Raw genomic sequence first — 20,350 nt, 5'->3', positions numbered from 1 at the left:
TTTATGTATATTTAGCAGAGAAACTGCTGCTATGAAATGTCTATTAACGATTTGTAAACAAACCGAATATATAAAATTGTGCATTCTATATTCCTACTTATCAAATATTGTATTAGATATACAATCAAGATACTTCTACCTTTTATTATTAGCTTGTCTTTCAACGGGGATTTCTAAAGGACAACAAGTAGAAGTATTTCAACAATTTAATGGTCAGTTTGATTATTTAGCTTTTGGGAACACCCTCAATCTAGCCGAAAACACAACCCCAGATACACCAGACCCTCCTTGTGCAATTTTAACGAGTAGTAGCGCAGACTTTGAGTTACAACCAGGTCAAAATGTGGTCGCCGCTTACTTATATTGGGCGGGTTCTGGCGCAGGAGATTTTCAAGTTACCCTTAACGGAAATCAAATTACAGCCGAAAGAACATTTAGTGATTCTCTTACAGATGTCTTAGTATACTTTGCCGCCTATGCCGATGTAACCGATATTGTATCCACTACGGGGAATGGAAATTACACACTCGCAGATTTAGATCTTACACAAGTAATTGCCCAATATTGCGGCAATACGACCAACTTTGGAGGTTGGGCGATTACTGTTATTTATGAAGACGCAACACTACCACTCAATCAAGTAACGCTTTTTGACGGTTTGCAGAGTGTTTCAGCAACAAACAATTTTTTGACTATCAATCTAAATAATATCAACGTTTTAGACAATGTAGGCGCTAAAATTGGTTTTTTAGCTTGGGAAGGAGACGCATCTCTAGATATTATGGAAACCTTGCAAATAAATGGAAACATCATTAGTAATCCTCCATTAAATCCCGCAAACAACGCATTTAATAGTACCAATAGTTTTACCAATAACGCTATGCTTTATAATATGGATATTGATTCATATTCCATTGAAAACAATATCCAACCTGGAGATACAAGTGCTGTGATAGATTTAACTTCTGGTCAGGATTTTGTAATGATAAATAACGTTATTACTGTATTAAACAGCGAACTTCCAGATGCAACGATAGACTTCGGTAATGTTACAGGTGCCACTGAATGTGGAAACAGAACAATTGATATTGATTATACAGTATTTAACAGTAACTGTACAGATGTACTTCCACCAAAAACACCCATTGCTTTTTACGCGAACACAACACTCATAGGGCAGGCTGCAACACTGGCTGAAATTGCTATTGATGGACAAGAAAGTGGAGCTATTACGGTAACAATTCCGCCACAAATACCTGCAGATTTTCAATTACAAGCGTTTGTAGACGATACTGGAAATGGAGCGGGTATAGTAAATGAAATAAATGAAGAGAACAACGGCGTTTTTATTGACTTTTCTCTTTTAGAGCTTCCAGATATAAGTGGTTTAGAAGATTTGGAAATTTGTGATGCCGTAGGTATTGAAATATTTGATTTAAACGAAGCCATCGAAAATATTGATCCTACACTTATTCTATCTTTTCATATGAGCGAAATGGATGCTATTGCAGATACAGCTCCCATTGATTTCCCTGAAATATATATAAACACAACAAATCCGGAAGAAATTTTTGTTCGTGCCGATAACGGAATTTGTCAAACCACAGATTCATTTATGGTTGAAGTTCTTATTTGCCCACTTCCCGATGCTACCATTACCATAGATAATAATCTAAACGCTTGTAGACGGCGCGATCTAATTATCGAATATACGGTGTACAATACATTGGGCACTGCACCATTACCAGCAAATACTCCCATTGCATTTTATATTTCAGGTCAGTTCTTTGCACTAAGCGCCACAGAAAGCATACTCCCCGTAAATGGTAGCGAATTAGGTACTATAGAAATCATATTGTCAGAAAGCGTGGCAGATACGTTTACCCTTACAGCCATAGCAGATGATAACGGAACTCAAAATGGTATTATAGAAGAGCTAGATGAGACTAATAATACATTTAACACAAGTGTTATTTTTCAAGAAATCCCTCCCATCAGAGATTTACCAGATTTAGTAGCATGCGATTTAGAGTTTAATATGGCATTTTTTGATTTAACTCAGCAAGATGATTTAATTTCTACCAATCCCGCGGACACTGTTAGCTATTTTACAAGTCCAGTAGCTGCTGTGGAGAACTCAAATCCAATCGCAGACCCTGAAAACTATCAAAATGGTTCTAATCCACAAGCAATATTTGTTCGCTTAGAAAATGATATATGCTTCACTACTACCAATTTTCTCATTAGAACAGAAAATTGCCCTCCTATAATTCCACAAGGCTTCTCGCCAAATGGCGATAGTATTAATGACGAATTTGAAGTTACAGGATTATTAAATGTGTATCAAAATTTTATACTGAAAATTTTCAGTCGAGAAGGAAATCTTATTTATGAAGGTGGAAACGATTTAGGTTTCTGGAAAGGAATTCCAAATGCTGGAATTTTATATGAAGAAAGACTAGTCCCTACTGGAACTTATTATTATGTATTGTTTCTAAACGACTCACAACTTCCAAAACCCTATACAGGCTTTGTATATATAAATTACTAACCATAAAAAAGGAAGCCTTAAGGCTTCCTTTTTTTATGATATCCTGTGTCTCCTACTGAAATAGCGACACACTAAAACATTAGTGTACTGAAAACATTAGCAAATACTGGTAACACCAAACGTACCCAAAAAGATTATTCGCTCTCTTTTAAACCTCAATTAGTTGAAGAAGTTGAACAATGACTCTTGACAAAATCTCAAGAAAAGCTCAATTATGGCATCTAGAGAGATTTTACATTGACTAAATGGTTGCAGAAATATGCCAGCGTTGATTGGGAAAACCGAGCACCTACAACAATATCAAAGACAGCTGAAGAAAAAATTATTGGGTTAGAGGCTAAAGTCAGGCTGCTGGAAAAGCAAAAGGCAAGAACTAGACCTGTCAATAGCGTTTTAAAACAAGAATTTACAATAGCATCGTACGATATTGACTTGTAAGCGAAAAAATTATTAATTAAAAACACAATCAATATTTACAAGTCCTTATGTGCTGAACCAATTGCTCACCACAGAAAAAATACGCGAGTAACAAAAATTAAAAAGAAAACATTGTAAATCAAAAAAGCTGAACAATGATTTCATTGTTCAGCTTTAATAAGTAAATTTAATCCTTTAATAATATGTTTTGGTTATTTAAGGACAAGTCATAAATATACGATTACTCGTTCTCTTTCTTTTTTGCTTCACGCTTTAACTTCATATTTTCAATAAGTTGCCCTCCTATCCAATAAGGTATAATAGATACCAAAAATATCATTAACCAAAATCCGATGGTCAGTATTGTTAAAAAAGCAAGAAATCCTAGGTATTGACTGAAATCAAACATAATAGCGTATTTAGTGTATACAAAGATAAAATGAATTTTTAAAACTATAAACACCCACTGTCACAAAAGTTCATATTTATTAACATCCTTATCAACGTTAATTTTTTGATGTTATCAAATGACATCATCAATTTTATCGCATTTTTAAACCTAACAATGATGGCTACAGCCAAAGTAATTGGTTAGAATCCATTATTTTTGCAGCCTAAAATTACAACACTATGCAAGATTATAGAATTGAAAAAGACACGATGGGTGAGGTTAAAGTACCTGCAAATGTGCTCTGGGGGGCTCAAACTGAGCGTTCGAGAAATAATTTTAAGATTGGAGCACCTGCTTCTATGCCATTAGAAATTATTTACGGGTTTGCTTACCTTAAAAAAGCTGCAGCATATACCAATTGCGAGTTGGGGATTCTTTCAAAAGTAAAACGCGATTTGATCGCACAGGTGTGTGATGAAATTTTAGCGGGTAAACATGACGAACAATTTCCGTTAGTAATTTGGCAAACTGGAAGTGGTACACAAAGTAATATGAATGTAAATGAAGTGGTTGCAAATCGAGCACATCAACTCGCTGGACACACAATAGGAGAAGGAGAGAAAACATTGCAGCCTAATGATGATGTAAACAAATCACAATCGTCTAACGATACGTTTCCTACAGGGATGCATATTGCTGCGTATAAAAAATTAATGGAGGTCACTATTCCGGGGGTAACTGCTTTGCACACCACTTTGAAAAATAAATCTGAAGAATTTAAAAGCGTTGTGAAAATTGGTCGTACGCATTTAATGGATGCAACTCCCCTAACATTAGGACAAGAATTTAGCGGCTATGCTTCGCAATTAGAACACGGCTTAAAGGCACTTAACAACACCTTAGCGCACTTAAGCGAATTGGCTTTAGGAGGAACTGCTGTGGGAACAGGAATAAATACGCCAAAAGGATATGCAGTAAATGTAGCGGGATATATTGCAAAATTCACTGCACTACCTTTTATAACGGCTAAAAATAAATTTGAAGCACTTGCAGCACACGATGCCATCGTTGAAAGTCACGGTGCCTTAAAACAACTCGCTGTCTCTCTCAATAAGATCGCTAACGATATTCGCTTATTGGCGAGTGGTCCTAGAAGTGGAATTGGAGAAATATCGATTCCAGCAAACGAACCGGGGTCTTCTATTATGCCTGGAAAAGTAAATCCAACCCAATGTGAAGCAATCACAATGGTATGTGCCCAAGTTATAGGGAACGATATGGCTATTGCTGTTGGAGGAATGCAAGGGCACTATGAATTAAATGTTTTTAAACCAGTAATGGCTGCTAACATGTTACAAAGCGCTCAATTAATTGGGGATGCATGTGTCTCTTTTGACGAACATTGTGCTAAAGGTATCGAGGCCAATACGGAAGTTATTAAAACACAATTAAACAATTCTTTAATGTTAGTTACAGCATTAAACACTAAAATAGGATATTATAAAGCCGCCGAAATTGCAAATACTGCCCATAAAAACGGAACAACCTTAAAAACCGAAGCAGTAAGATTAGGGTATTTAACTGAAGATGAATTTGATGCGTGGGTAAAACCTGAGGACATGGTAGGTAATTAATTTACGTTAATAGTTCAATTTATAATAGCCTTGTTTTTAACAAGGCTATTTTTTTTTATGTATTTAATCGATTAAATGCATTTTTATTGGTTTAAATGCATTTTGTTTGTATATTGCCCATCCCAAATAGATTTAAAATATACTTATGAGACATTTAGCTACCCCCCTTACGTTATCTATGTTACTAATTTTCAGTTTTTTACACTGTAGCTGCTTTGGAATGAAAGCGACAACAGAAGTAAAGCAAGAAACGGCTCTTGTTATAAAGAGTGTTCAAAATAATACGACCACTTGGAAAGCAAGCTCTAATAGTTTAGGTGCAATCACTGCCCTAAATAACGCAGAGATTCACGATCCATATTTAAATACAGTAAGTAAGGCTCCAAACTTATTTTTTGAAGGCTTATTTTATGGGTTCACATTAATGATTATTTTACTAAATATTGTGTGTTATTTTATATTTAATGACAAAAATTACGGATATTTTGGCATCTCAATACTAGCGTCGGTTTGCTTATTTTTTACTGCCGATGGATTGCTGAGCGAATTTATTTCAAGTACAGGAAAAATAACTACAGCATTATCCACATCTTTTGTCTGTATTACATTTGGACTTTCGGCACTATTTTCCGCAAAATATTTATTGATCCGAGATCACTTTCCTAAACTAAGAGCTTTTACAATACCGCTATTTATACTTGCTTTAGCAATGGCAAGTATTGCCTGGCTAACAGATAACACTACGTTTACCGTTGCATCAAATTTGCTTTCGTTTGCAGTTGTATGCAGCTACTTTGGTGCAGGAGTTTTGCTATTCCCAAAGAAGAATTATGCTAAATTTTATGTCATTTCTTTTAGTATTCCCTTATTATTTGCGATGGACTACTTTTTGTTAAACCCACTTGGTATTAAGTTCCTAGAAACAACCACCTCCCATATTAAAATAGCATTATTAGCGGAAATGATAATAATGACTTATGCGATTTTATACAGAATGAAAGCCATAAAAGAAGAACTTCTTATACAAAAAACTGAGATGCAGATTTTCTTGAAAAGACAAGAAACTCTGAATCGTGATAGCCTTGCTCGTATGATGGAAGACGTATATTTAGAGAATTTGATTATGCACTACGATTTAGATGGAGTTGAAATCAAATTGCTACAATACATAAGTGAAGGAAAAGAGAATAATAAAATAGCCAGAAAATTAAATACTACTGAAACTGAAATTGAAGAACTCACAAAAGAACTCTATCATAAATTAGAAATAAACGAAGCCGTCAACGATGATTTTAAAATGTTAGAAAATCAACCTGATTTTATTTATAACTAGGAAGAGGAGAACAAACAAAAAACGCCAAATTAAACATTTGGCGTTTTTGTTTGTTATATGTTTTAGGTCTTATCTCTTTACATAATGTTTGCGATACGCAATAAATGAAATAATACTCAATACCCCAATTACAGATAAAACATAATAAACAAAGGCGGGTGTTACAGGCATATCTCCACTCGCATAAGAATGCAATCCAACCAAGTAGAAGTTAACGCCAAAATAGGTCATCATAATGGATGCATACGCGATAATAGATGCAAAATTAAATATCCATGTCCCCCTCAGTCCTGGTACCAGTCTCATATGAATCACAAAAGCATATATCATAATACTAATAAGCGCCCAAGTTTCTTTAGGGTCCCATCCCCAATATCGTCCCCAGCTTTCGTTAGCCCATTGGCCTCCAAGAAAATTTCCAATAGTTAACATAACCAATCCCACAGTGAGTGCCATTTCGGTAATAATGGTTATTTCTTTTATATTAATATCCATTTTAATTTTATTCTTTTCAGTCGTAAGAATCATTAAAATGAGTGCTGTTACCCCTAGTATCATTCCTAATGTAAAAGGACCATAACTCGCTACAATAACCGCTACATGAATCATTAGCCAATAACTGTCTAAAACAGGAACGAGTGTATCAATGGTAGGATCAATCCAATTGCGATGCGCTACCCATAAAACGATTGCCGCTACAAATGCAGTTGATGCAATTGTTAAATCACTTTTACGACCAAATGCCAATCCGAAAAATACAGTTGCCCAAGCAATATAAATAATAGACTCATAAGCATCGGTCCAAGGCGCGTGACCACTTATATACCATCGTGCTATCAAACCAATTGTCATTGCTATAAAAAACGACCAAATAACATATTTACAAACTTTAATAAACCCATTAATAAAAGAGCTCTCCTTAAAAATCTGAAAGATGATTCCGAAAAACATCAACGCTCCAAAGAGAACGAAATAGGTGTACAGTCTATTAAAAATATCTACTTGATTATATAAAATTTCGGCTGTTACTTTTTCTTCAGAAGGCATAATCTCGCTGCTATGCTTTGCTTGATAATTGCGAATTAAATCTAAAATTTCTTTCGGTTTTGAATAATCATTGGTTGCGGTCGCATTCCGTAGGCTTTCAAAATAAAGGGGGAGTACATTTTTACTGAAAAGAGAATCATTTCCTGTAATATTTGCTTCATTTAATTCTGGAAAAGAAACCCATTTCTTACCTTCATCATTCGGCACGGGAAAAATCTTTAAAATAGACCCACTAAGGGCTTGGTTAAAAATATAATAACTTTCGTAGGCTTTAATAAAATCCTTCTGAAATTGATTGGGTTTATTCGTACTAGTCGCATCTTGGAGATACGGTTCAATTTTAAGGTTCGCATCTTTATCAAATAAATCTAATAATGTGATGCGCTTTGTGTCCATGGGAACCCCTAGAATTTTTCGAATGCTATCATTTCCGCGCTTTAATGAAATTAACGGTACTTGCGTCCAAACTCGGGGGTATTGGGTCATAGATAAAAATGCTTGATTTGCATCCAATCCATTATAATCATTACTAGCACTTACCTTTCGCAATAACTCACTTGCAAAAGTTTGAACAGGCTTCATCCTACCATTGTCTTGAATTACCAATCTGGCAAACTCCGCAGCGTGTTCTTTGCTCACGGCATTGGCTTGTATGATAGAATCTGCTTGTGTATGAGTGGCTGTATTGTGTAAATGTGAAGTAGTGTCTTGCGTAAAACCGGTCAATGAGAAAAGCAAAACGGCAACCGTCATGAGTGCTTTTTTCTTCTTTTTGATTTTATTTAACTTCTTTTCTAAATCGCCAAAACGTGATCCTCGATCAAACAAAATCGCCATTAAACCAAAATATAATAAAAAGTATCCTAAATAGGTAATCCAAGTTCCCCATTGGTCGTGATTAACACTCAATTTTGTTCCCAACTCATCAGGATCAAAACCTGATTGAAAAAAGCGATATCCTCCTTTATCCAATACATTATTCATAAAAATCTCTTGATCTAAAGTACTTCCGTCAGGGTCGTTAATGGTTACTTTACTTTTAAAAGATTTATAACTCTTTTCAGTACCAGGATATTTTTCGGCAATAAAGTCGTTGAGTGTTATGCTAAAAGGCAACTCCATTTTATTGGAACCATAAGCGGCATATACTTCCATTCCATTAATATCGATTTTTTCCGGATTTAGAGCGCGGTATTTCCCACCTATTAATTCCAGCGTTTTTACTTCGTTTCCGGAAGCAACTTCTAAAATAAGCGCATCGCTTCCTGTTGGTATGGATGCGTCCTCTTTAACAATCCCCATCGTTCCAATAGTCATAGGATCTGGAATTACAAACTGCATTCCTGCCATATTATATAAAGATCGCAGCATTAGTGGTTGTAGACTGTCTTTCACAATATCACCTTCAAAACGATCTGCCATACGCATAAAGGTTCCAGCAAATGGAGATTCAATATCGTAGGTATCTTTAATGGGATCATAAGCAATATTAATAGCACCAGGAGTAGGTTTATTAATTGCAAAAAGGACATTGTGAATATTCTCTATCTCACCAGCTTTCACAAAATGATCGTGCCTATTACCATCTCCAGCTTCAACAATTTTCAAATAATAGTCACCTTCTTCACTTTCAACTAGACCGGATTTAGCATTCTTAATATAATTTTTATACGTTATGCTTACTGGTATATTATTATAATCGGTATTAAATTGAAAATCATTATCTAATCGCTCAGATAGACTTAATTCTTCTAGAGGTAATTGTCTTCGCTGTTGCTGGCCATTGACAAAATAATCGCCATCAATAAATAAATTTAAGTACGTTTTTTCAGTAAGTAATACATTGGATGTTTCCCCTTCTCTAATCTCTACAATTCCTTCGTAACCGATATATCGTGTGATAAAAGCACCAACTAAAATTAATATAAAAGAAAGGTGCATTATGAGAGTTGTGATTTTTCCTTTCCGAAGTAATTTAAATCTAAAAATATTCCCTATAAAGTTGATAACGAATAGAACCATAATGGCTTCAAACCACCAAGCATTATAAATCAACGCACGTGAATATGGGGTTGGGGAAGTTTCTTGACCACTATCCAAAAAGGTTCCAACGGCCATAGCAATTGCAAAAACAATGAATAAAGTAGCGGTGAGTCGAGTCGAAAATAAGATTGCGGCAAGCTTTTTCTGCATCCTGAAATTTTTACACAAAAATACTCAAAAACGCACTTATAATAGCTGATTTCGTATGTTAAAAATAGTACAATACTGTCTTCAAAATAAAACAAAATAAAGTTAAATGTAACATTGAAATGTCTTTCACGTCCTTAAAGCACACCAACTAAAATTCCTAAAATGAAGAATTACAAAGCCTTATTATTTATTTTCTTATTTGCAGTTTCACAACCTATTAGTTTTGCCTGCAGCATGTATAAAATAACCCGCGACGGTAAAACTATTGTCGGAAATAATGAAGACTGGTTAAGTCCAAATAGTAAATTCTGGTATGAAAAATCTAATGCAGATAGCTACGGAGTGTTGTATATGGGGCAATTAAATAATTTTGCTCAAGGTGCAATAAACGAGGCAGGATTGGTATTTGATGGTTTTGCAAATCCAGAATTACCAGTTCTTAATACAGAAGGTAAAACCGAAATTTACATAGGTGAAGCCATTAAGAATGTTATGCAATCTATGGACACTGTTGAAAAAGTTAAAAACTATCTTGAAACAATAAACCTAAGTTCATTAACGAGCAGCCAACTTGTTTTTGTAGATGTATCTGGAACCTATTTAATCGTAGAAGGTGATGAATTAATTATAGGGGAAGCGTCTGAAAAAGCCTTTTCAAACTTTTATTATTCTCAAATAGAATCTGAAGAAGAAGTACAACTTGAGACTTTTAAAAACGGGTGGGCATTTATGAATGCAACTCAAGGAGACGCAACCTTAAATTACTGCGGTGATGTTATGAGAAATCTATCCAGTAAGGGCGTATTCGGCACACAATATTCAACTGTATATGATTTAGAAACCCTGACGATTAGGGTGTATCTATTTCAGGATTTTACTGACTTTGTCGAAATCGACTTAAAAAAAGAACTTAAAAAAGCAAATCACGAAGTAATGATAGCAGATTTGTTCTCCAATGAATCAATGGGGAAACAGCACTATTCAAAGTATAATGATTTAGAAAACCCTGAATCAATCATAAAAAATTTAGTTGAAAAAGAAAATGTAAGCGAAAAAGAACTTCAAGAAATGGGCTTTAACAGCATTGTTAATATTATTGGCTATGAGTGGTTAAACGACAAGCATAATGCCAATGGAGCAATTAAAATTTTTAAATATGGAGTCCTTTTAATGCCTAACGATGCAGATTTATACGACAGTTTAGGCGAGGCTTATATGAAAAAAGAGGATTATGAAAATTCAACTCTCAGTTATAAAAAATCCTTAGTGCTGGATCCTAGCAATAAAAATGCCTCCAATATGCTGGTAAAAATAGAGGCAGTACAAAAGGATTAAAAATTATAAAAGGATTTTAATCAGATTATATCGATCCACTATAAATTCAACTGTCAAAACTTTAAATTACTGTATTTTTGTTGGATGAAAAAAGTAGTACTCTTAGGTTTTGGTAATGTTGGTTTTCATATAGCAAAAGCGTTAGAAGCTGCTAATACAATTGATTTACTTCAAGTGTATAACCGAAATAACAAGCCATTATTCTCTGAGATTAAAGCGGAAACTACTACTAATATTTCAGAAATAAAGCAAAATGCAGACGTCTACATTATCGCAATTCCTGATGATACAATTCAAGAATTCACAAAATCACTTCCTTTAAAAAATAAACTCGTAGTGCATACTTCGGGGAGTGCTGCTATGAATGCTATTTGTAGCGGAAATAGAAAAGGAGTTTTTTATCCCCTCCAAACATTCTCAAAAAATACCGAAGTCGATTTTAAAACCATTCCTATTTTAATTGAAAGCGAACACAAAGAAGATTCAGAAACACTCCGCCTCTTGGCTTGTGCAATTTCATATACAGTTAAAACTATTTCATCAACGCAACGCGAAAAATTGCACCTTGCCGCTGTTTTTGTAAATAATTTTGTAAATGAATTGTACCACATTTCAGAAGAGATTGTTCAAGAAAATGAGCTAGATTTTAAATTATTGCAGCCGCTTATTTTAGAAACAGCAGCTAAAGTAACAAGATTAACTCCCAAAGAAGCACAAACAGGTCCCGCTAAGAGGAAGGATGAAAAGACCCTCAAAAAACACTTGCACTTGCTACACGGAAAACAGACTAAAAAAATATATAAAATGCTTACCGAAGCAATTTTAAAACGCTACAAAAACTAGTATTATGAGCTATAAATATACATTAAATCACATTACCACTTTCGTTTTTGATGTAGACGGAGTACTTACCGATGGTACCATAAATATAACAACCAACGGCGAAATGTATCGCACGATGAATGTAAAAGATGGTTTTGCTTTAAAAGAAGCATTAAATCAAGGCTTTAATATGTGTATTATTTCTGGAGGAACTAATGAAGGCGTTCGTAAAAGGCTTGCGGGACTTGGCATTAAAGACATCCACTTGGGAGCGCACCACAAGACTGAAACCCTCAAAACCTACTTAAAAGAGAACAACATTAATCAAGAACATGTACTCTATATGGGGGATGACCTTCCAGATTTTGAAGTCATGCAGCACGTGGGACTCCCCTGCTGCCCGCAAGATGCAGTTGCAGAAATCAAAGCGCTGTCCAGTTATGTTTCTCATAAAAATGGTGGAAAAGGATGTGTGCGCGACGTGATTGAACAAGTCTTAAAAGTACAAGGAAAGTGGAATTTTAAAGCCGAAGCAAGTGCTCGAGTTGATTAGCTTCTAATAAAATTTAAAAAATCACTTCCAAACTTTAAAAAAATTCTTATCAACCATTTACCCAATTGCCTAATTAAGCAATAAACTAAGAAAATTTAAAAGTGTCCTACCTCAACATAACGCGTCCATTAAACCTAATAATGATTGCCTTAATGATGGCCCTCATTAAGTATGCGTTTTTAGAAACGATAGGCATAGACACCTACCTTTCAAATTTTCAATTTATACTATTGATTTTGTCAGTACTTTTAATTGCAGCTGGCGGAAATGTAATTAACGATGTCTATGATATCGCTAACGACAGAATCAATAAGGCTGATAAAATTATTATAAGTAAAAAAATTTCCATAGCTAATGCCACCTCTTTTTATATTTTCCTCACGGCTACGGGCGTGGTTTTAGGATTTCTTTTAAGCAACTGGATTGACCATAAAGGTCTTTCTGTCATTTTTGTAATAACGGCAGCCCTGCTCTACAGTTATGCTACTTCCTTTAAAAACTTATTACTTCTAGGGAATATAATAATTTCCCTTTTAGTGGCATTCTCATTGGTGACGGTTATTCTATTTGATATATATCCTGGCATCCTAGATTCAATTTCAACATCGGCGCTAAACGCAACTCGAGTTATCATGCATTATGCTTTATTCGCTTTTGGACTCAATTTTATTCGAGAAATCACCAAAGATATTCACGATGTTGATGGCGATAAAAAGGCAGGCCGCAACACGTTGCCCATTGTTATAGGCAGAAAACGTGCTGGAAGAATAGTAGTTGTATTATTACTCGTTTTTACCGCTGGTTGTATTTATTATTTATACGAGTATTTTTATAACAGTCGTTCCATGCTATTCTATTTTCTATTTGCCGTCATAGGACCATTACTATTTGCTGTCGTTAAAAGTTTTCAAGCTAAAACCAAAAAAGAATTCGCACTACTTTCAACAATACTAAAGTTTATTATGCTTTTAGGCGTCATTAGTATTGCCTTCTACCCTATTTAATTATAAAAAACATGCTCAGAGAATCCCTAAAAAACCACAACATCATTCTAGCATCGGGTTCACCTCGCAGGCAACACTTTTTTAAAGAACTAGACATCGATTTTAAAATTGACGTTCGGGAAGTCGAAGAAATATTTCCACCCAGTTTACAACGAGAAGAAATCACGAATTATTTGGCAATATTAAAAGCTTCTGCATTTACCAATATGCAGCCTAAAGATATCATCATCACTAGCGATACGATTGTTTGGCACAACAAAAAAGCAATTAATAAACCCGCAGATGCTGCTGAGGCAAAACGAATGCTAAAGGGTTTAAGCGGAACTGTACACGAGGTATTTACATCCGTTTGTTTTACGATGGCTACTTCACAAAAAACGGTGTTTGATGTCACTAAAGTGTACTTTAACAAGCTCACAGATGCTGAAATTGACTATTATATAAAGACCTGCAAACCTTTTGACAAAGCAGGGAGTTATGGTATTCAAGACTGGTTGGGATATATTGGTGTTGAAAAAATTGAAGGCTGCTTTTTTAACGTTATGGGATTGCCTACACGACTTGTTTATAAAACGTTAATGCAATTGGTTACCCAAGATTAATCTGCTAATTTTACTGAAAAATTAAGACTATGCAATCCATACGATTTTTAGGAGCTTCATTTCTAACCATTTTAATTTTTGGTTGTAATTCTGTGGATAAGAGACTCTCTTCTGAAAATGCAGCAGCTTTGAAAATAGAAAAAACCATTTCAGAAATTAAACCTGAAAGAAGAAATTTACCTTCCAGTTTTGGAAAATATTGGTATGCCGGGACGGCAGAAATAACAAGTTATAAACTTATTCAATCTAGGTACGGAGAACTGCGAGAAGGAGCAGCAGTAACCATTTTTGTAACCGAAGATTTTGATAGCAACAACCAAGTAAAATCTGACAGACGTGCTGATAGTGATACCCCAATGTTGAAACTTAATTTGACTAAGAAATTCAATACTGGTATTTATCCGTATAGTATCATGACAAGTACATTTAATGCTGTAAACGATACACGCCATTCTTTAAAAATAACAAACTCAGTTCAAGAATGGTGCGGGCAAACTTATATGCAATTAAATAACCAAAATCAATTTGAAATCCAAGCCAATTCCTATTTTCAAAGTGAGGGAGATCAGAATATAACACTTGAAAAAACATGGTTGGAGGATGAACTATGGAATCGAATTCGATTGAACCCAAAAGAACTGCCTACAGGTACTTTTAAAATGATTCCAGCATTTGAAACCATTAGACTCGCTCATAAAGAGATAAAAAAATATTTGGTTGAGGGTACCTTACTAATAGAAGAGAAAACTAGTAATTACACAATTTCATATCCAGAATTAAATAGAAAGCTTTCCATTACTTTCAGCAACAACTTCCCACACAGCATAGAAAAATGGGAAGAAACACACGCAAATGGCCAGGTTACAAGGGCTACTAAGATAAAAAGAATGCAATCTTCCTATTGGTCACAAAATTCAAACAAATTTTCAGTGCTTCGCGATTCACTTGGTTTATAACACTGGTTTATGGAATATTATCAATATCAAATTTTAAAATCGGTTATCGCCATTGCTGTGCTCGTGATTCTTCGCACATCACTTTTAATAGCCACGAAACGTTTTGCTCAAAAAATTGAGCGTTTAGAGAAACGAACAAATTTGATTATAAAGCATATCAACTTTGGTTTCATTTTTCTTCTTTTTGTTAGCCTATTTTTTATTTGGGGTGTTGAAATCAGCGATTTAGGATTGGTAATGTCCTCTGTATTTGCTGTGGTTGGGATCGGTTTTTTTGCACAGTGGTCAATCCTTAGTAACATTACAAGCGGTATTATCATGTTTTTTATATTTCCATATAAAATAGGAGACTTTATAAAACTGTACGATAAAGAAAATGATTTTGAAGGAACTATAGAGGACATTAAGACCTTCCATATTATTATTAAAGGAGCATCTGGAGATTTTATGACCTATCCAAATAGTATGATGCTACAAAAAGGAGTGAGTGTTGTAAAGCCCGAAGCTCTAGATGCATACTTAATCAGGGAAGAAGAAATAAAAAAAGAAAAAGCACAAGAAGAAACTGTTAAAGAAGACTTAACAAACTAGTGTTTTTTTTCAAACTTTATATCTTTGGGAGTATTGAAAAATAGACACTTCATGACTTTAAAAAATATCGTTGCACTCACCTTCGTTTTTAGTGTGCACCTTACTGTTTTTGCACAACAACCTCAAAAACCAAACGCCTCAGAAATTTATCATAACTTGCAAGACCTAAACTTTTTAGGGAGCGCACTTTATGTCGCAGCGCATCCAGATGATGAAAATACACGGCTCATCTCCTATTTAGCAAACGATGTGCACGCACGTACCGCATATCTTTCGTTAACGCGCGGAGATGGTGGGCAAAATTTAATGGGTCCAGAAATAAGAGAACTTTTAGGAGTTATAAGAACCCAAGAGTTAGTAGCTGCTCGTAAAACCGATGGCGGACAGCAACTCTTTACGCGGGCCAACGATTTTGGCTATTCAAAGCATCCAGACGAAACATTGGCCATTTGGAACAAAGATGAAGTCCTTAGCGATGTTGTACGCGCCATCAGAAAGTTTAAGCCAGATATTATTGTAAACAGATTTAACCATCGAAATCCTGGCAGTACGCATGGGCATCACACTTCTTCTGCAATGCTAAGTTTTGAGGCGTTCGACTTAGTAGGAGATGCATCAAAATATCCAGAAACTGCTAAGGAATATGGCATCTGGAAACCTCAAAGACTCTTTTTTAATACCTCTTGGTGGTTCTACGGAAGCCAAGAAAAATTTGCAAAGGCAGACAAGTCTAAACTCGTTTCGGTTGAAACTGGAAACTATTACCCTTCATTGGGATTATCCAATGGAGAAATCGCTTCCTTAAGCCGAAGCATGCACAAATCACAGGGTTTTGGCAGCACAGGAACACGAGGAAATCAAACCGAATATCTAGAATTTTTAAAAGGAGATTTTCCGAAAGACAATACGGATGTTTTCAGCGGAATTAACACCAACTGGACACGAATTGATGGTGGCGAAGCCATTGGAAACATTTTAAATCCGTTAGCTGAAAACTTCAATTTTAAAGATCCTTCGGCTATGATTCCGCAATTATTACAAGCCTATGAATTGCTGAAACAATCAAAAGATAATCATTGGAGAAGTATTAAACTTCCAGCTTTACAACAGCTCATTTTAGACTGCGGCGGAATCTATCTTGAAGCAGTTGCATCCACTGAATCTATCAATCCAAAAGCATCTTACAAAGTTTCAATTGAAGCTATAAATAGAAGCACACAACCTGTTGTATTACAAAATATTACTGATAAATATGGCAATAAAATTTCAGAAGGCATTCTCACGTTAGCGCCCAATGAAAAACAAGAAATAGAAGGCACTATTACCACGACTGCTACTGCCCCATCTTCGCCCTATTGGTTAAACGAAAAAGGAACTTTAGGGATGTATGCCGCGCCAAAAAACCTTATTGGTCTGCCAGAAACACCAGCACCAGAAAAAGTACTATTTACAATTCAGATTGGTCGTGCCCAAATGGAAGTTACACGAGATGTGGTGTACAAGTATAACGATCCAGTGGATGGTGAAGTTTATAAACCATTTCACGTACTTCCGGAAGCCACCGCAAGCATTGCAGAAAAGGTGATCATATTTGCAGACCAAAACCCAAAGCAAATTCCGGTATTCGTTCGTTCAGGTAAAAATAGAATTAATGGTACGGTACAATTAAATGCTCCAAAAGGGTGGAAGGTTAGTCCAGCCAATCAAACCTTTACCTTAGAGCGATCTGGCGAAACAACTACTGTATACTTTACAGTAACACCTCCAGAAGATCAAAGCGAAGGGTTATTGCGTCCTTTAATCCAGATTGGAGATCGTTATTTTGACCAAGAACTGGTTACTATCGACTATGATCATATCCCATTTCAGTCGGTTTTAATGCCTTCTGAAGCGAAGGTTTCACGATTAAACATCGTTAAAAAAGGGCAGAACATTGGATATATTGAAGGCGCAGGAGATGCGATACCAGAGAGTTTAACGCAAATTGGATACACGGTTACTACCATTGCGCCAAGCGCTATAAACACTACAGATTTAAGCAACTATGATGCAATTGTCGTTGGGATTAGAGCCTATAATACCGTGCCTGAATTGGCTTTTACACAAACGGCGCTAAACAAATACGTGGAAAATGGCGGAACACTTATTTTACAATACAACACTTCTCGTCGACTCGTTACCGAAGATTTAGCGCCGTATCCTTTAAAACTTTCTAGAGATCGTGTGACAGATGAGTTTTCACAAGTTAAAATTTTAGCTTCGAATCATAAAATATTAAACAGCCCAAATAAAATAACCCAAGCAGATTTTGAAAATTGGGTACAAGAACGTGGTTTATACTTTCCGAATGAATGGAGCAAGGAGTTCACCCCTATTTTGAGTATGAAAGACAAAGGTTCTCCTCAATTAAAAGGGGCCTTATTGGTTGCAGACTACGGAAAAGGACATTATATATATACAGGACTCAGCTTTTTTAGAGAGTTACCAGCCGGAGTGCCTGGAGCGTATCGATTATTTGCTAATTTAGTTTCTCTTGGAAATTAAGCATCTTAAATTTTTAAAACAGCCTTGAATGAAAGAAGATAAAATTATAGCAGTAATAAAAGACAAATTCGTCTGGAAATGGAACTTTACACTCGTATTGCTTTGCAATGCCCTCTATGTATTCCTATTTTATTTATTAATGCAACACTATACCTAGTTTTATGCAAAATCTCGATTGGTATATACTCGTAGGAACCTTACTTTTTATTGTGCTTTATGGCACCTATAAATCAAGAGGGAGCCAGAACGTAACAGATTATTTAAAAGGGGGTAGCGACTCCCGATGGTGGACCATTGGGCTAAGCGTCATGGCAACACAAGCGAGTGCCATTACTTTCCTCTCCACTCCAGGACAAGCATTTCATAGCGGAATGGGATTTATTCAATTCTATTTTGGGCTTCCTATTGCAATGGTTGTTATATGTTTGGTTTTTATTCCTATTTACCATCGGCTTAAAGTTTTTACTGCCTATGAATACTTAGAAACAAGATTTGATTTAAAAACGAGAACACTTACTGCTATTCTCTTTTTAGTGCAACGTGGTCTCGCAGCGGGAATCACCATTTTTGCACCCTCTATTATACTCTCTGCAGTACTTGGATGGAACCTGATCTACCTCAATGTAGGAATAGGACTGCTTGTAATAATCTATACTGTAAGTGGTGGTACAAAAGCAGTGAGCGTTACACAAAAACAGCAAATGGCGGTGATTTTCCTAGGAATGTTAATCGCTTTTTTGATCATCGTCAATTACCTACCTTTAGATGTAACCTTTAACAAGGCTCTAGAAATTGCTGGGGCAAGTGGAAAATTAGAGGTCTTAGATTTCTCCTTTGACCTCGAAAATAGATATACGGTTTGGACAGGACTCATTGGAGGTACTTTTTTAATGCTGTCTTATTTTGGAACAGATCAAAGTCAAGTACAGCGTTATTTGAGTGGTCGTTCTATGAAAGAAATGCAAATGGGGATGATCTTTAATGGCCTTTTAAAAGTGCCTATGCAATTCTTTATTTTATTAGTGGGTGTCATGGTATTTGTGTTTTATCAATTTAATAGTTCGCCCTTGCATTTTAATCCAAGTGCCGTTAAAGATGTAATGGAATCTCCTTATGCGGCAGCATATGAACTGCTAGAAAATGACAAGTCTATATTAGAAACCAGTATCAGAAAAGAACAACTTATCTACTCAAAATTAGTAGATGAAGCTGAAAAGAAAACTACGCTTACAAGCATAGCAGCACTTAATAAAAAAGAAGAGCAACTAAGAGAACAATCAAAAGCAATCATTAAAAAAGCAAACCCGGACGCTGAAACCAATGATAAAGATTATGTCTTTATTCATTTTATCTTAAACCACATGCCAAGGGGACTTATTGGCCTTTTACTAGCGGTGATTTTAAGCGCAGCCATGTCCTCTACTGCATCAGAGTTGAATGCGTTGGGCTCTACAACAACCATAGATTTATACAAGCGCAACGTTCGCGGAAAAGGTGACAAACATTATGTAAACGCCTCCAAGTGGTTTACGATGCTTTGGGGAATTATCGCCATTAGTGTAGCCTGTGTAGCGAATTTGTTTGAAAACTTAATTGAACTCGTGAACATTATAGGTTCCATTTTCTACGGAAACGTGCTGGGTATTTTCCTCCTCGCCTTCTTTTTTAAATATGTAAAAAGCCTATCTGTCTTTGTTGCTGCCATTATAACACAGGCATTAATAGTTGGCTTGTGGTGGGCTGATATAATGCCGTACTTATGGTTGAATTTAGTAGGCTCCGCCTTAGTGATTGGGATTGCTTTTATACTACAACTGTTTCTTGGGAATCGTGGGAATGAGAACAAATTGATAGAGGTCGAGTGAAGGTTTTAAAAAAAATCAAATATTTTCACAATCAATAATCTGATGAAAACCTTTCTTGAAAAAATAAATTATGAGAATTAAGCTTAATGGAAAGCGATATAGATATTCACCATTATAACAGTAAGCGAAAAGACAACATCAGTTTATAATTACCTTCTTATTTACTATTCAGAAATGGTAAAGGTTTTATGAAAATGATTGGAAAGATTGCCGCTTTTATATTTTGGATAGAAACGGAAAATCGCGAATTGAAATCTCTCTAGTCAGAATATTTTATAAAGACGGCAGGTCTCCAAATGGTCAAGTTGATGAGAATGGCTTTTTTGATTTGGTCACTATAAGTAGTTTCAAAAGATTATAGTTTAGTACCTAGTATTACATCTTTCTTGTTAAAATTCGGTTCTTTTGACAAAGCTTATGGGATAAAACCCAATCTAATGTATATCTCAATTGTCTTATTTGGTTCTATAATCTTTTGCTGTATAAATTACTTTCACGGTAATTTTATCCAA

The 20,350-nt window shown here is 35.4% G+C and carries 14 protein-coding genes; 13 read left to right on the top strand and 1 reads right to left on the bottom strand.

Translation table 11 applies throughout. From position 1 onward, the window contains the following. Positions 1-31 precede the first annotated feature (31 nt). The 3 genes from ABXT67_RS13025 (at position 32) to ABXT67_RS13015 (ending at position 6,326) form a co-directional block, all read left to right on the top strand. Positions 32-2,551, top strand: a complete 2,520-nt coding sequence (locus ABXT67_RS13025; protein WP_415374479.1) for a gliding motility-associated C-terminal domain-containing protein — start codon at positions 32-34, stop codon at positions 2,549-2,551. 1,047 nt (positions 2,552-3,598) lie between these two features. Continuing rightward, positions 3,599-4,993, top strand: a complete 1,395-nt coding sequence (gene fumC, locus ABXT67_RS13020; RefSeq protein ID WP_415374478.1) for a class II fumarate hydratase — start codon at positions 3,599-3,601, stop codon at positions 4,991-4,993. 220 nt (positions 4,994-5,213) lie between these two features. Continuing rightward, complete coding sequence (locus ABXT67_RS13015; RefSeq protein ID WP_415374477.1) at positions 5,214-6,326, top strand: 7TM-DISM domain-containing protein; 1,113 nt, start codon at positions 5,214-5,216, stop codon at positions 6,324-6,326. 69 nt (positions 6,327-6,395) lie between these two features. Here ABXT67_RS13015 and ccsA read toward each other — a convergent pair whose 3' ends face one another. Then, complete coding sequence (gene ccsA / locus ABXT67_RS13010) at positions 6,396-9,566, bottom strand: cytochrome c biogenesis protein CcsA (protein WP_415374476.1); 3,171 nt, start codon at positions 9,564-9,566, stop codon at positions 6,396-6,398. A 162-nt stretch (positions 9,567-9,728) separates the two neighbouring features. Between ccsA and ABXT67_RS13005 the strand changes: the two genes are divergently transcribed. From ABXT67_RS13005 to ABXT67_RS12960, 10 genes are all read left to right on the top strand, one after another. After that, positions 9,729-10,901 (top strand): hypothetical protein, encoded by a 1,173-nt coding sequence (locus tag ABXT67_RS13005; RefSeq protein WP_415374475.1) that lies wholly within the window; start codon positions 9,729-9,731, stop codon positions 10,899-10,901. 84 nt (positions 10,902-10,985) lie between these two features. Beyond that, on the top strand, positions 10,986-11,744 hold the full coding sequence (locus ABXT67_RS13000) for a Rossmann-like and DUF2520 domain-containing protein (RefSeq protein WP_415374474.1): 759 nt from the start codon (positions 10,986-10,988) through the stop codon (positions 11,742-11,744). A gap of 4 nt (positions 11,745-11,748) precedes the next feature. Further along, positions 11,749-12,276 (top strand): KdsC family phosphatase, encoded by a 528-nt coding sequence (locus ABXT67_RS12995; RefSeq protein WP_415374473.1) that lies wholly within the window; start codon positions 11,749-11,751, stop codon positions 12,274-12,276. A 101-nt stretch (positions 12,277-12,377) separates the two neighbouring features. Further along, complete coding sequence (locus ABXT67_RS12990) at positions 12,378-13,280, top strand: geranylgeranylglycerol-phosphate geranylgeranyltransferase (protein WP_415374472.1); 903 nt, start codon at positions 12,378-12,380, stop codon at positions 13,278-13,280. Between the two features lie 11 nt (positions 13,281-13,291). Then, positions 13,292-13,882 carry a Maf-like protein gene (locus ABXT67_RS12985; protein ID WP_415374471.1) on the top strand — a complete coding sequence of 197 codons (591 nt, stop codon included), beginning with the start codon at positions 13,292-13,294 and terminating at the stop codon, positions 13,880-13,882. 29 nt (positions 13,883-13,911) lie between these two features. Then, positions 13,912-14,838, top strand: a complete 927-nt coding sequence (locus tag ABXT67_RS12980; RefSeq protein ID WP_415374470.1) for a septum formation inhibitor Maf — start codon at positions 13,912-13,914, stop codon at positions 14,836-14,838. 9 nt (positions 14,839-14,847) lie between these two features. After that, the gene (locus tag ABXT67_RS12975; protein ID WP_415374469.1) at positions 14,848-15,429 is read left to right on the top strand and encodes a mechanosensitive ion channel domain-containing protein; all 582 of its coding nucleotides are present in this window, start codon (positions 14,848-14,850) and stop codon (positions 15,427-15,429) included. A 51-nt stretch (positions 15,430-15,480) separates the two neighbouring features. Further along, positions 15,481-17,973, top strand: a complete 2,493-nt coding sequence (locus ABXT67_RS12970) for a PIG-L family deacetylase (protein ID WP_415374468.1) — start codon at positions 15,481-15,483, stop codon at positions 17,971-17,973. Between the two features lie 28 nt (positions 17,974-18,001). Then, entirely contained in the window at positions 18,002-18,130 is a 129-nt protein-coding gene (locus ABXT67_RS12965; RefSeq protein WP_415374467.1) for a hypothetical protein, read from the top strand. Between the two features lie 4 nt (positions 18,131-18,134). Continuing rightward, positions 18,135-19,838 (top strand): sodium:solute symporter, encoded by a 1,704-nt coding sequence (locus ABXT67_RS12960; protein ID WP_415374466.1) that lies wholly within the window; start codon positions 18,135-18,137, stop codon positions 19,836-19,838. The last annotated feature ends 512 nt before the right edge of the window (positions 19,839-20,350 follow it).

Source organism: Patiriisocius sp. Uisw_017 (assembly GCF_047731265.1).
Classification (GTDB): domain Bacteria; phylum Bacteroidota; class Bacteroidia; order Flavobacteriales; family Flavobacteriaceae; genus Patiriisocius.
Note: the sequence above shows the minus strand (reverse complement) of the source record. Positions and strands in the feature narration are given on the sequence as shown.